We start from the raw sequence: 14,923 nt of genomic DNA, 5'->3' as shown, positions 1-14,923 counted from the left end.
TGCGTTGCGGGGGCAGAAGTTGCCGGCTGGCCAAACGCCTCTCCACAATGGTGCACGCTTGTGGCGCGTGCCCGATACTAGAGCAGTTTTCAGATTCGTGTACACGTAGCGCGAACTTTGTAGTTCGCGTCCCCGCGCCGTTAGAACTACGCTGACGGCGCGGGGACGCGAACTACAAAGTTCGCGCTACTGCCTGCTGGCCTCCTAAGCTGTACATAAACCCGAAATCTGCTCTAAAGTGGAAGCTGTAGCGCCGCTGACGCGCAGCAGCAAGCTTTCCGGACAACAAGGTACTGGGAAGCAGCGCGGAGCCGGGAGGCACCGCCCCGGGCATCATTCCCGGCACGCGCTCATAAGTTCGGGCCGGTGCAAGAGATGCTGCTGGCTGTTTCTGCCAGCAGCGGCCGGGCTGGCTGGCGGCGGGCGGCGGGGCAGCGGCACCGGGGCGGGCAATTTGCGGTAGCACCGCGAGACGATTTCGCCTGCTAGCGCATAAAATTCGAGAAAAAATTCAGCAAAACGACCTTTTTATTTTGCCCGATAGCAATATTTTATTGGCAAAAGCCCCGCCAAAGTGCAAACGTTTGTACCTCCTCCAAACGGCCCTGAGAAGGTATGTAAGCCAACTACTTTCGGGCCTTGAGGTAGCTTGACGGAATATATCTTAGCATAGCATTGCTCATTCAGGCCAAAATTTTTGTATCACGCCGGGTACAATAAAACACAATTCCGACTTACTTTTGGTGCATAATTCCCAACCAACATTTTCAACCATTACCCATATGAAAAAATCTACGCTCAAGTTTGGCTTTTTGCTGGCTTTCATGTTCTCCGCCACCGCCTCGATGGCACAGCTGGCATCATACGGCACCATCGGTGTTATCGGCACGGCTACGAGCCCAACCGGTGCCGCTACCGGCTGGGACAACTCTATTGCGATGACCCGGACGGTGGCCGGCGGCCACGACTGGACGATTACCATGCAATTCTCGGCAAACGAGATGAAGTTCCGCGCCGACAACCTCTGGGCTAACAGCTGGGGCTCGACGGCGTTCCCGACCAGCGCTCCCGCCGCTGTTACGTACAATGGTGCCAACATCCCGGTATCCCCGGCTGGCCGCTACACTGTTCGCTTCAACGACCAGAGCGGTGCTTATTCGTTTTCTATCGTTACGGCTACTCAGTCGGCCAGCGCAGCTATCCTGAAAATGGCCGTTTCGCCGAACCCCGCTTCGGGAACGGCCAGCGTGTCGTACGAACTGCCCGCTACGGCTACGGCCGCCATCACGGTGCAGAACCTGATGGGCCAGTCGGTACGTCAGTTCTCGGCCGTACGCCAGAACGCCGGCCTGCAAAGCCAGAGCCTGCCCCTGCAGAACCTCGCCTCGGGTATCTACCTGGTGAAGCTGGAGACCGGTACCCTGACCCAGACCACCCGCCTGGTGGTAGAATAGTGTTTGCCGCCCGGGGCTGATGAAGCCCCGGGTTTTTGGCCGCCCCCGCCCCGCCCGGAAACGGATGGAGCGGGGGCGGTTTTATTTCCGGGCAGCCAGCACTTCGCGCACCGGCGTCCAGCGGATTTCGGGGTAGCGGGCGTTGTCGAGCGGGGTGAGCTTGGGTAGGCCGGTGAACATATTGTGCAGGTACTGCATGCCCTGCCACGGCGGAAACACGTCGTCGGTGGTCGGCATGAGGGTTTTGGTCACTTTTATCATCGTGCCCAGCACCCACAGGCCGCCCACCCGCAGCAGCTTGAAGGGAGTGCCAGTGGCCGCAGTGGCGGCTTTTTGCAGGCCGCGAATGCTGGCTACCTCGCCGGCCACGCGCAGGTAGCGGGGCGTGGTGGGGTCGAGGGCGGCGGCGGCCGTGAACTCGGCGGTGTTGGCCGTGGTGGTGAAGTCGAGCGGCTGGTCGGCATCGCCGTAGTACAGCACCCGCTTCAGGCCGAAAAGCACCACCGGGGCCTGCCCGGTGAGCAGGTCGGTAAACATGCCGTTGAGGATGGACGTGGCGTGAATGGGGGCCTGGTCGAGCCGCTGGTTGAACTCGCGGCGCAGGTCGAGGTTGCGGTTGGAGCCGGCGGGCAGCCTGGTGTAGTCGATGCAGAAGTCCGACGGGATGAAGCGGGGCACGCCGGCCGCCACGGCCGCGTCGAGCAGGCGCTTTTGGGTGCCCACAATCACCTCGCGCAGCCCCGACAGCGCCGACACCACGCAGGCCGCGCCCGCGCAGGCCTTGGTAAGGGCCGTGACGCTGTTGAAATCAACCGGCACAATGTCGGCCCCCAGGTCCTGCAGGACCGTGACTTCCGGCTTGGTGTTGCCCACCCGCACCAGCGCCCGCACGGCCGCGCCGCGCTTCAGCAGCTCCTGGGCAATGCGGAAGCCGAGGTCGCCGGTGGCCCCGGCCAGCACGATGGGGGCCGGCGCGGCCCCAGGGCGGAGCGGGGGATTTGATTGATGTTGTGCCAAAGCGAAACCGTGAATTTACTGGATGAAACCTCCTGGCGGGAGGCGGGGCGTGGCCAGTACGCCGGCCGCAAGCTACGCCTAAACCACATGGTTTCAGTGGCTCTGGCTTGCCGCGTGGCGGCGGGCCATCGGCTGCGCTACGCGGCGAGCGAGGGTGGGTACTGCCTGCCCGGGCAGATGCTGGTTCACCGGATTTTACCGCAAACGTTTTCGTAGATAAATCCGCTAACTTCCTAGTTTTTAGGCGCGGCAGCCCGATACCTTTAGCCACTTGTTCGCCTCACCGGGTCGGTTTTGGCCCGGCCGGGTAGCGCTGTTCGGCCCCGGGCGGCGCCGATGTGCGCCGTTTCGGCCGACGTGGGCTGCGCTGGTTTCAGCCCCTGCTTTTTCTGGTTCCAATTCGCCGCCGATGATTTCGGCGGGCCGGCTCGCTACGCCCTCGCCGGTATGGGCCGCCCCTGCCCTACTCCACGCTAACCATCAACCAAATGCCCACCCCGATGAAGAAACTGCTATCGATTTTGCTGCTAAGCTGGCTAACGCTGCGCATTGGCCACAGCCAGCCCATTTCGCCCTACCTCGCCGGCCAGAATGCCTGGCTGCCCACGGCCCTGGGCACGCAGGTGTTCAACGGACAGCTCGACCAGCTGTGGCCTGTGGTGAAGCAGTCGAAGGTAAAAATGATTCGCATTGGCGGCAACGGCGTGAACTCCAACCTGGTGACCAACGCGCAATACATTGCCCTGATTGACTCCATCCGGCGCATCGGGGCCGAGCCCATGGTGCAGGTTTCGGAAGGGCGCGGCCGGTTCACGGCGGCCCAGGCGGCCCAGGTGGTGCAGTACGTGAACGTTACGAGGGGCCGCAATATCCGGTACTGGATTATTGGCAACGAGCCCGACCTGAACAACGCCTCGCAGACCAACCCGGTGAGCGTGGCGGGCGTGGAAGCCTACATCAAGTCGTTTGCCTCTGCCATGAAGGCCGTGGACCCCACCATTCTGACGGTGGGGCCGGAAAATGCCTCCTACGGCGGCGGCTACATGCCCGCGCTGGTGGGCGGAGCCAACGACATTACCGGCACCGATGCCAATGGGCGCTACTACATCGACGTTATTTCCTTTCACACCTACCCTTTCAACGGCACCCAGACCCGCGCCGGCGTGGTGACGGGCACCAACAACCTGACCAGCAACGTAACCAACCTGCTGGGCCTGATGGCCAACGCCAACACCCTGCACAACCGCACCGGGGCCAGTGCCCTGCGCTGGGCCCTCACCGAGTTCAACATCGACTACGCCAACCCCGCCACCAACACCGTGGAGGGCGTGGGCGTGCATTCGTTTCTGAACGGGCAGTTCTGGGCCGAGGTGTTTGGCGTGGGCATGAAGTATGAGGCCGTGTCGATGCAGCCGTGGTCTATTCACGAGGGCAGCGGCGGCCGGGGCACCGGCGATTTGGGCTATCTGGATGGCCCCACGGCCGCCACGGTTAAGCCGCGCTCGGCGTTCTGGCACGAGATGCTGGTGTCGGAGAACCTGCACGGCACCAACCTCAACGCTACCGACAACCAGGCCCTGGTGAAGGTGCTCAGCAGCACCGATAACGGCACCACGGCCGTGATGGTGCTGAACGAAAGCGACGCGACAGACTACGATTTCACGGTGCAGCTGAGTACGGCCACGGTGCCGGGCGCGGCAGCCCTGAAAATCAACGTGCCGGCCGGCATCAGTAATTTCTACAACGATAAGATTTATGCGCAGTCGACGTTGGTTTTGCTGTTTAATGCACAGGGTGCGCTGACGCGAAAAATCGTGTATTCCTTACAGCACGCGCAGCAAACGCTGCCGCCTACCTACCTCAGCCCCGGCCAGACGTTCACGCTGGCCAGCTTCACGGCCGACAAAACCTTTACCTGCGTGGCACCGGAAGCCGTGACGTACGCGGCCACGGTACTGGGCGAGTTCACGTCGATAAGCTGGAATTTTGGGGCAGGCGCCACGCCGGCCACCGGCAACGGCAAAAACCCGCCGGCCGTGACCTACGCCAGCCCCGGCAGCCCCACCGTGACCATGACGCTGGTGAACCCGGACACGACCATCACCGTCACGAAGTCGAACTATGTGCAGGTGAGTGCCTGCATTCGCACGCCCTACCCCAGCACCATTCCCGTGATTCCGGGCGTGGTGCGGGCCGTGGAGTACGACAATGGCGGCGAGGGCGTGGCCTACCACGACTCGGACGCGGCTAACCGGGGCGCGGCCACCGACCCCACCGTGCCCCGCCCCACCGAGGGCGTGGACACCGAAAACGGCGATGGCGGCTACGGCAACGTGGGCTACTCGGCCACCGGCGAGTGGCTGAAATACACGGTGAACGTGCTGCGCACCGGCCTCTACCGCGTCACGGTGCGGGTGTCGACGGGCGCTACTTCGACCGGCGCGTTCCGGCTGTCGGTGAACGATGTGGACCGCACCGGCGCGGTAGCCGTGCCCGCCACGGGCGGCTTCGGCACCTACCAGGATTTGGTTATCAACAACGTGTACCTAGAAGCCTCGCCCAATGCTACGCTGAAGTTTGACATTGTGAGCGCCAGCCTCAACTTCTCGAAGCTGACGTTTGTGGAACAGCCCCTGACGGGCATCGTGGTGAACCGCGTGTACAACGGCAGCTCGACTTCGGACGGCTCGACCGATGCCGTGGAGCTGCTCGTGACGCAGGACCACCTCGACATTCGCGGGCTGGTGGTAAAGGATTTTGAGAGCAACCTGACCAGCGACACCGGCGGTAAAATTCAGTTCCGGGACAATGTGCTGTGGAAGGATTTGCGCGTGGGCACCACCATAGCTCTGCGCCGGCTGGCTTCGGGCATTACCGGCTACGCGACGGATGTGGATGCGTCGGATTTCACGGTGGACATGCTGATGGAAAACACCACGTATCTGGCGGATTTATCGGGCTCCGGCCAGAATTTCAACCTGACCAATACCGACATGGTGCTGCTGAAAACCGGCGCGGCCAGCGGGATTGATAACCCGGTGCACGCCCTGGTTTCGAACAACGGCAGCGCCAATGCGCTCTACACCGGCCTCACCGGACCGAAGCTGGTGTTCAGCAGCACTCTGGGCACGGGCGCCTTCCTCTACCCGCTGAACCCCGCCCAAAGCACCGCCGACTACAACGGCACCAGCGTGGCCAGCAGCACCAGCACCAGCCGCAACTGGGGCTACGGCTTCGGCACGGGCAACATCAGCTACATTCAGCTGCTGCGCAATCAGGCTTTCGCGCCGCCCGCCATCGTGGTGAACCGCGTGTATAATGCCACCAACGACGCCAACGGCAACCAGGACGCCATGGAGCTGCTCGTGGTTCAGGACCACCTCGATGTGCGCAACCTGATTGTGAAGGACTTCGAAACCAACAACACGGCCGACAACGGCGGCAAATACCGCTTCAACAACACGGCCTTCTGGAGTGATTTGCGCAGCGGCACCACCATTGTGCTGCGCCGGCTGGCCGGCCCCACGGGCTACGTTGAGGATGCCAACGCGTCGGATTTCACGCTGGATTTACTGCTGGATAATTCGACCTACCTCACGAACCTGGCCACCGGCAACGCCTTCAACATCACGCAGTACGACATGGTGATGGTGAAGACCGGCACGGCGGCGGGCGTGGCCGGGGCCATCCACACGTTTGGCACTAAAACCGGCGGCAGCGGCGGCCCTTCTACCCTGTACCAGTCGGTGACGGGGGCCAAGCTGACCTCGCCCGACAGCGGCGACGCGGGCGGCGGCACCTTCCACTACCCCCTGAACGCCGCCCAGGACGTGACCGACTACAACGGGGCCAACAAGGGTGCGCTGAGCAAGAGCACCGCCTTCAACTGGGGCTACGGTTTCGGCCAGCCCAACATCGACTACATCCAGCGCCTGCGCAATGCCGTGACCGGCCCCGACCTGGTGGTGGCCAGCGGCCAGACGATGTCGGCCGGCGGCACCTACAACAGCATCACGGTGCAGAGCGGCGGCACGCTCACGCTGCTGGGCGCTACCACGGTGGCCAGCACGGTGCAGGTGCAGGCCGGTGGCCTGCTCAGCAGCAACTGCCAGACGTTGAGCGGCGCGGCCAGCTTCGCGCTGCAGGCCGGGGCCGAGCTGCAAATCTGCGACCCGGCGGGCATTGCGGCCACGGGCGCTACGGGGGCCATTCGGGTGGGCGGCACCCGCACCTTTTCGGCCGATGCAACTTACACCTACAACGGCACCACGGCCCAGACCACCGGCGCGGGCCTGCCCGGCCAGGTGCGCAACCTGACCGTGAACAACGCCCTCGGCCTCGCCCTGAGCCAAAGCGTGCGCATTGCCCAGGTGGCCCGCCTGCAAAGCGGCAACCTCGCCACTAGCGGCTTTGGCTTCACGCTGCTGTCCTCGGCCGATGGCACGGCCCTGCTCGACAACAGCGGCGGCGTGGTAACCGGCAGCGGCACCATGCAGCGCGCCGTCACCAGCAGCGTGACCGGGCCGGCCTACCGCCACTTCAGCTCGCCGGTGGCCGGGGCCACGTTTGGCAGCCTGGCTACCACGGGTTTTAGCCCGACGTTCAACCCGGCTTATAACACCAGCGCCACGCCGGGCTCGGTGTCGCCCTTCCCCACGGTATTTGGGTACGATGAAGGCCGTATTGCCACGGTGACATCGAACTATAGCGCGTTCGACAAGGGCTACTTTTCGCCCGATGCGGCGACGGATTTGATGACGCCGAATCGCGGCTACGCCGTGAACGCGCCCGCCACGGCCGCGCCCGTGGCCTTCACCGGCACCTTCAACAACGCCGCGCAGGCATCGGGCACCCTCAGCCGGGGCACCGATGCCGATGCTGGCTGGCAATTGCTGGGCAACCCCTACCCCGCCCCGCTGGACTGGAGCACTGTGACCGCCGCTCAGCGCCCCGGCATGGACGCCGCCATGTACGTTTACCAAAGCACCGGCCAGTATGCCGGCACTTACCGCAGCTATGCCAACGGCGTGGGCACTTCGCCGCTGATTGTGGCCGGCTCGGGCTACTTCGCCCGCGTGAGCGCCCCCGGCACGCCCGGCGCGGTGAACCTGACCAACGCCAACCGCGTCACCAGCTTCGGTCCGCAGCCCGTGTTTGGGCGCGGCGCGAACGATACCCGGCCGCAGCTGCACCTGCAGCTGGCCGGGGCCAGCCTGAGCGACGATGCATTCCTTTACCTGCAAGCCGGAGCCACGGCCGGCGTTGATGCCGAATACGATGCCACCAAGCTATCCAACCCCGCCGGCCTGGACCTGGCCACGCTGAGCAGCACCCGCCCGCTGGCCATCAACGGCCTGGCCCCGCTGGGCACCACCGAAGTGGTAGTACCGCTGCACCTACGCGTACCGCAGGCCGGCAGCTTCACGTTTGAAGTGGCTGATTTGGCCAATTTCGGCAGCACTTCGGTGTACCTGCGCGATGCCCTGACAGGTACCCAGCAGCTGCTGGCGGCAGGTGGGCGCTACGCCTTCACGCTGGCTTCGGTCACGGCGGGAACGAGCCGCTTCAGCATAGTGCTGCGCCCCGCTGCGGTAACGGCCACCAAACCGGAGCTGACGGCTGCTACAGTGAGCCTCTACCCCAACCCGGCCCACGGCCGCTTCACGGTGCTGCTGCCGCCGCTGGCGGGCCAGGCGGCCGTGCACGCCACGCTGCTGAATGCGCTGGGGCAGGTGGTGCTGAGTCGCACCATTGCGCTGAATGCGGCCGGAGCCACGGCCGAATTCCAGACCACGGCGCTGGCGGCGGGCGTGTACACGCTGCGCTTGCAGGCCGAGGAGCAGACGCTGGCCAGGCGCGTGGTGGTGGAATAAGCACGTCATGCCATCTGATGAAGCGGTTTAGGAAGTCGCGTTGCGCCGGTCTGACCGCCCTAGGCGGTCTGACCGGTTGTCGTTGGCATCGGCCCAATAAGCACTGGCGCCGTCCTCGCGACAACCGGTCAGACCGCCTAGGGCGGTCGGACCGGTGCAACGACTTACAGCCGACTTTTCCAGCATTTTAGATACCGGAATACCGGACTTTTACCCGGCCGTAGACCGGCGGGCAAACAGGGCCGATTCCAGCACCACGCTTTGGCCGGGCAGCACGGCTTTCTTCTTCTCCACGGCGCGGAGGAGGATTTTGGCGGCTTCGCGGCCAATATCGTAGGCCGGCTGGGTGATGGTGGACAGCGGCGGGTCGAGCAGGGCGGCGGCTTCGAGGTTGGAGAAGCCGATGACTTTGATGTCTTCCGGAATGCGGCGGCCCAGCTCCTTGCACACATGGTAGGTGCTGATGGCCAGCCGCTCGACGGAGGCAAAGATGCCGTCGATATCGGGCCGGCGCAGCAGCAGCTCGCGGATGAGGGCCACGTTCTGCTCGTTGTCCATCACGCCGTGCAGGATGAGGCCAGGGTCGGGCGCGTGGCCGTGGGCCATGAGGGCATCGAGGTAGCCCTGCTGCCGGAACTGGCCGATGGACAGGTTATTGGAAATGAGCAGGTGGGCAATGTGCCGGCAGCCCGCCCGAATGAGGTGCTCGGTGGCCTGGTAGCCGCTTTCGTAGTCGTTGGTGGTGACTTTGGCGGTGTTGATTTCGGCGCACACCCGGTCAAAAAACACAATGGGAATGTTGGCTTCCTTCAGGCCCCGAAGGTGAGCAAAATCCTGGGTGCTGCTGGCCACCGACATCAGCAACCCATCGACCCGGCCGCCCTTGAGGTGCTGCACGATGGAGACTTCGCGCTCGTAGTCGTCGTGCGTGAGGTAGATGAGGACGTGGTAGCCGGCCTGCCGCGCCGCTTCCTCTATTCCATTGATGGCCAGCGCGAAGAAGTGGTTGGCCACCTTGGGAATCACGACCCCAATGGTTTTGCTGATGTTGCGGCGCAGGCTGCTGGCGTAGGCGTTGGGCTCGTAGTGGCGGGCGGCGGCCAGGGCGCGCACCCGCTGCTTGGTGGCTTCGGATACTTCGTGGCTGTCGCGCAACGCCCGCGACACCGTGGCGATGGACATGTTCAGCTCTTTAGCCAGCGACTTCAGGTTCACAGGCGTCATGACGGGGCAGCTTTCGGACAGAGAAAAGGGGAAACAGCCTTTGGGATGGGCTGATGAATGTCTGGCAAGTTACAAACCTCAACCATTAACCGTCCGGAATGGCCCGATTTGCTGCAAACGTTTACGTAAATAAAGGCTTGCTATTGCATTAGATAGCAGCTTAGAACCCGGTAATTCGCAGAGCAAAACCCCGGTTTTAAGCTCCACTGTTGCATTCCGGACCTGCATTGCCCCCGATGGGCACGCCCCCTGGGCCGTGCGCCGGCTGGCTTCTCCACTTCTTGTCACCAAACTCCCACCCCCCAATTATGACGGTCACTTTACGACTTGATTTCCGGCGCTGCCTGCGGCCCCTGGTGCTGCTCCCGGCCCTGAGCCTGGGCCTCGGCCTGCACCTGGCCTCGGCCGCCGACCTCCCCCCTATCCCCCGCGCCGTGCGGGCCGACATCACGATTACGGGCCGCATTGTGGATGAGAAAGGCGCGGGCCTGCCCGGCGTCAACGTCATCGTAAAGGGTACCAGCAACGGCACCCAGACCGATGCCGACGGCCGCTACAGCATTAAAGCCGGCGACAACGCCACCCTCATTTTCACCTTCGTGGGCTACGCGGCCCGGGAAGTGGCCGTGGGCGGCCGCACGGCCATCAACGCCGCGCTGGTGCCCGACACCAGGGGCCTCGACGAGGTGGTGGTGGTGGGTTATGGTGTGCAGGAAAAGAAAATGCTGGCCACGTCCATTTCCACCATCTCGGCCAAGCAGGTAGAGCTGATTCCGGTGGCCTCGCCTTCCGAAGCCCTGGTGGGCCTGGTGGCGGGAGCTCAGATTACGGAGCCTTCGGGCGAGCCGGGGGCCAGCGCGGTTATCCGCATTCGCGGCCTGGGCTCGATTTCGGCCGGCAACAACCCGCTCTACGTGGTGGACGGCTACCCGCTCAACAATGCCGACAGCTACGCGCAGATTGCGCCCGGCGACATCCAGAGCATCCAGATTTTGAAGGACGCGGCGGCCTGCGCCATCTACGGCTCGCGCGGCGGCAACGGCATCGTGATTGTGACCACCAAGCGCGGGGCCACCGACGGTACTACCCGCTTCAACTTCTCGGCCAATACGGGCATTCAGCAGGTAGCCAAGCGCATGGAGCTACTGAACCGCGACCAGTTCCTGGACTACTTCCGGGAGTCCGTTACCAACGGTGGCCAAGTGGTGACCAATACCGATGTGCTGGCCTTGCTGGCCACCGACCCCAAAACCCTGTCCGACACCGACTGGCAGAAGGAGATTTTCCAGACCGGCGTGCAGCAGCAGTACCAGCTGAGCGCCAGCGGCGGCAACGACAAGTCGCGCTTCTACATCTCGGGCGGCTACTTCAAGCAGAGCGGCATTGTGAAGGGCTCGGGCTTCGAGCGCTTCTCGCTGCGCGCCAACTACGATGCCCAGCTGAGCAAGAAGCTGAAGCTGGGCCTGAGCCTGGCCCCCAACTTCACCCGCACCGACGTGGTGCCCACTTCGGGCAGCTACAACGGCGGCAATATCTCGGGCGGTGGCCCAGGCGGCGAAACCGGCTCCATTACGGCCGCCCTCATCATGCCGCCCATTGTGCCGGTGCGCCTGGCCAACGGCGACTACGCCAGCCTGAAAACCGGTACCCGGAACGGCATTACCAACCCCGGCGACCTGCTGAGCCCCGTGGCCCCGCTGGACCTGTACCAGGACCGCAACAACGCCGCCCGCATTCTAGGCTCTACTTTCCTCGATTTTGAGGTGATAAGCGGCCTGCACCTGCGCACCAATTTCGGGGCCGAGCTGGTGAATTCCCGCCGCGCCATTTACGTGCCCGCCACGCTGCCCACCAACGGCAACCAGGGAGCCAACCTGTCGAATCCCGTGCTGAACAACATCGACGCCCGCCGTCTCAACAGCACCAACCTGAACTGGGTGTGGGAAAACACGGCCACTTACAACCGCACCTTCGCCACCAACCACAGCGTGACCCTGCTGGCCGGCTACGCGGCCCAGTACAACACGGCTGAAGGCAGCACGGTACTGGGCCAGACGGGCACCTACACCAACACCAGCATCGAGTACCCCACGGCCGCCGGCCAGCTGTTTGGCTCCGGCCTGTTCAACACGTCCAATGCGCTGACGTCGGTATTCGGGCGGCTCGACTACGCATTTAAGGAGCGCTACATTCTGACCGCCGCCCTGCGGACGGACGGCTCGTCGCGCTTCGGCCCCGACAACCGGTACGCCACTTTCCCCTCCGTAGCCCTGGCCTGGCGCGTGGCCGAGGAGCCCTTCATCAAGCAGTTTGCGGCCATCAGCGAGCTGAAGCTGCGGGCCAGCTACGGCGTGACCGGCAACAACAACATCGGCGACTATAACTACCAGAACTACCAGCAGGGGGCCAACTACGTGTTTGGCGCCGGCAACGGCACCCGCGCCTTCGGCTTCTCGCCCAACGGCGTGGCCGTGCGCAACCTGAGCTGGGAAACCAACACGCAGTACGACGCCGGCTTCGACCTGGGCCTGTTCCGCGACCGCATTTACCTGACCGTGGCCGCCTACCAGCGCAACACCACCGACCTGCTGCTGAACCGCAATATCCCCGCCATTCTGGGCTTCTCGTCGCGGGCGCTGGCCAACGTGGGCGAGGTGCGCAACCGTGGCCTGGAGTTCCAGCTGAACACGGCCAACCTCCAAGGCAAAGATTTCACCTGGAGCACTTCGGCCAACCTTTCCGTGAACCGCAACCAGGTAATTGCCCTGGCCGGCACCAACGAGCAGCTGACCTATGACGCCGTATTTGGTTACGGCAGCTCCATTCGGGTGGTGCCGGGCCAGCCGCTGGGCGTGTTCTACGGGTATCAGCAGGAAGGTATTTACCTGAACCAGGCCGACGTGGACGCCAGCCCGAAATGGACCGGCAGCGGCACCGTGGTACGGCCCGGCGACTTCAAGTTTAAGGACGTGAACGGCGACGGCGTTATCAATACCCTCGACATCGGCGTTATCGGCAATCCGTTCCCGAAATTCACCTACGGCCTGCAAAACACCTTCGGCTACAAGGCTTTGTCGCTGGCCGTGACACTGCAGGGCTCGCAGGGCAACGACGTGCTCTACGGGGCCGACCGCTACACCGTGAACGGAGCCGGCGGCACCAACGCCCGCGTGGAGGTGCTGAACCGCTGGCGCTCGCCGGAAAACCCCGGCGATGGCAAAACGCCCCTGGCCACCTTCCGCGGCTCCCTCAAGTCGGTGTTCAACTCCTACTACGTACACGATGCCTCGTTCCTGCGCGTGCGCAACGTGACACTGCGCTATAGCGTGCCCGGCGACTGGATAAAGCGTGCCAGCCTGCAGAGCCTGGCCGTGTACACCAGCGTCCAGAACCTGTACACGTTCACGAAATACTTCGGCTACAACCCCGAAGCCAACAACTACGGCAACACCACCGCCCCCACCTACGGCGTAGACCAGGGCGCCTACCCCATGGCCCGCACCATCACGCTGGGCGTGCAGCTGGGCTTTTAGAACGCCACGCCAGGTAGCAGAACGGTCATGCAGAGCGCAGCGAAGCATCTTGCCCGCTTCGTTGCCATCAGCATTGATTACTACAGCAGTAAAGATGCTTCGCTGCGCTCTGCATGAACGTTCGGCTACATGACAGCCCATCCAGCATGACGGGCTTTCCGCACCAATCTCTTAATTCAATTCCCACCATGACTATATCTCAACTTTTCAAAGGCGCGTCCTTCGCCGCGCTGCTGGGCCTGGCCGCGCTGGGCACCACGTCGTGCAGCAAGGACTTCATCGACCTGAACGACCCTACCCGCCTGCCCAGCTCCCTGGGCTATACCGATTCGCTGAGCATCGTGACCGGCGTGACGGCGGCCTACTCCTCCCTACAGGACATGTATGGCAATGGCAGCAACCGGGGCCTGTTCGTCTACGCCGAAATTCCCTCCGATAACAGCTTTGCGGTGACGTCGGGCGAGGCGCTCAACGAGTTCAACGACTTCAGCCTTTCCGGCCTCAACCCGCGCCTGCCCAGCCAATGGCTGGTGACCTACCGGGCCATTGCGCGCTGCAACATCATCCTGAGCCGGGCCGGCGCCGTGAAGCTCACCGATGCCACGCGCAACCGCTTCTACGGCGAGGTGCGCTTCATCCGGGCGCTGGCGTATTTCAATGCCGTGCAAATCTGGGGCGATGTGCCGCTGGTAACCAGCGAAATCACATCTATTCCCGATGCCTACCAGTTTGGCCGTGCCCCCAAGGCCCAGGTGTACACCCAGATTGAGCAGGACCTGGCTTTTGCCGAAGCCAACCTGCCCGCCACCCAAACCGGAGCCAACCTGGGCCGCGCCACCAAAGGGGCCACGCAGGGCCTGCTGGGCAAAGTGCTGCTAACCCAGAAGAAGTACGGCGAGGCCGCCACCGCCCTGAAAAAGGTCATCGACGGCAATGCCTACGCGCTGCAGGCCACCTACGCCAGCATCTTTTTGACCAACAACGAGATGAACACCGAAATCCTGGCCGCCGCCCGCTACAGCCGGGGTGCTTTGGGCATCGGCAGCTACTTCAGCACCTGGTTTATGCCCATTCTGCCCACCGCCCTGGCCCTCACCGTGAACAACAACGCCAGCCAGGGCCAGCAGTTCAACTCCGTAGACCCCGACCTGGTGGCCGCCTTTGCCACCAGCGGCGCTTCCGATGTGCGGGCCGCCGCTTCCTTCGGCTCTTCGGGCACGGGCGCTGCCATCCTTTACTACACCAAGAAGTACAGCGACGTGCCCACCAGCGCCTACGACGCCGAAAACGACTGGATTATCCTGCGCTACGCCGACGTGCTGCTCATGTACGCCGAAGCCGTGAACGAAGGCGGCACCCTTACCCCCGCCGCCCTCGACGCCGTGAACCGCGTCATCCGCCGCTCGCGCGGCCTGCCCGTGGCTACCGCCGCCCCGGCTGTAGACCTGCCCGCCACCATCAGCCAAACCGACCTGCGCACCCGCCTGGAGCTGGAGCGCCGCCTGGAACTGAATTTCGAAGGCCACCGCTGGTTCGACCTCGTGCGCACCGACCGCGCCTTGCCCGTGATGAACGCCTTGTTTGCGCGCACCGGCATCAAGCCCATCACCGCCAACAACCTGGTGTTTCCCCTCCCGATTCAGGAAATCCAGACCAACCCGATTCTGACCCAGAACCCCGGCTATAACTAGTGAATTGGTGAAAACAGGATGGGTGGGCGGCTGTCATCCTGAGCTTGCGAAGGACCTTCCGACAGCAGAACAGTTTGCAGTAATTCAACTGGCACGAGCGTGACAAGGTCCTTCGCAAGCTCAGGACGACA

At 63.5% G+C, this 14,923-nt stretch carries 6 protein-coding genes; 4 read left to right on the top strand and 2 right to left on the bottom strand.

The features are described 5' to 3' along the window. Positions 1–782 precede the first annotated feature (782 nt). Positions 783–1,454: a T9SS type A sorting domain-containing protein gene (locus HBN54_RS12940; RefSeq protein WP_168673632.1), complete on the top strand. Its 672-nt coding sequence runs from the start codon at positions 783–785 to the stop codon at positions 1,452–1,454. An 81-nt stretch (positions 1,455–1,535) separates the two neighbouring features. Here HBN54_RS12940 and HBN54_RS12935 read toward each other — a convergent pair whose 3' ends face one another. Continuing rightward, positions 1,536–2,471, bottom strand: a complete 936-nt coding sequence (locus HBN54_RS12935; RefSeq protein ID WP_235955520.1) for an NmrA family NAD(P)-binding protein — start codon at positions 2,469–2,471, stop codon at positions 1,536–1,538. A 500-nt stretch (positions 2,472–2,971) separates the two neighbouring features. Here HBN54_RS12935 and HBN54_RS12930 point away from each other — a divergent pair, with 500 nt between their 5' ends. Continuing rightward, positions 2,972–8,344: a carbohydrate-binding protein gene (locus tag HBN54_RS12930; RefSeq protein WP_168673631.1), complete on the top strand. Its 5,373-nt coding sequence runs from the start codon at positions 2,972–2,974 to the stop codon at positions 8,342–8,344. 210 nt (positions 8,345–8,554) lie between these two features. On the opposite strand, the gene HBN54_RS12925 is transcribed toward HBN54_RS12930, so the two are convergent. Next, positions 8,555–9,568 carry a LacI family DNA-binding transcriptional regulator gene (locus tag HBN54_RS12925; RefSeq protein ID WP_168673630.1) on the bottom strand — a complete coding sequence of 338 codons (1,014 nt, stop codon included), beginning with the start codon at positions 9,566–9,568 and terminating at the stop codon, positions 8,555–8,557. Positions 9,569–9,876: 308 nt separating this feature from the next. Between HBN54_RS12925 and HBN54_RS12920 the strand changes: the two genes are divergently transcribed. Further along, the gene (locus HBN54_RS12920; RefSeq protein WP_168673629.1) at positions 9,877–13,101 is read left to right on the top strand and encodes a SusC/RagA family TonB-linked outer membrane protein; all 3,225 of its coding nucleotides are present in this window, start codon (positions 9,877–9,879) and stop codon (positions 13,099–13,101) included. A gap of 188 nt (positions 13,102–13,289) precedes the next feature. Then, positions 13,290–14,792 carry a RagB/SusD family nutrient uptake outer membrane protein gene (locus HBN54_RS12915; RefSeq protein ID WP_168673628.1) on the top strand — a complete coding sequence of 501 codons (1,503 nt, stop codon included), beginning with the start codon at positions 13,290–13,292 and terminating at the stop codon, positions 14,790–14,792. The last annotated feature ends 131 nt before the right edge of the window (positions 14,793–14,923 follow it).

This window comes from Hymenobacter artigasi, assembly GCF_012275535.1.
Classification (GTDB): domain Bacteria; phylum Bacteroidota; class Bacteroidia; order Cytophagales; family Hymenobacteraceae; genus Hymenobacter; species Hymenobacter artigasi.
Note: the sequence above shows the minus strand (reverse complement) of the source record. Positions and strands in the feature narration are given on the sequence as shown.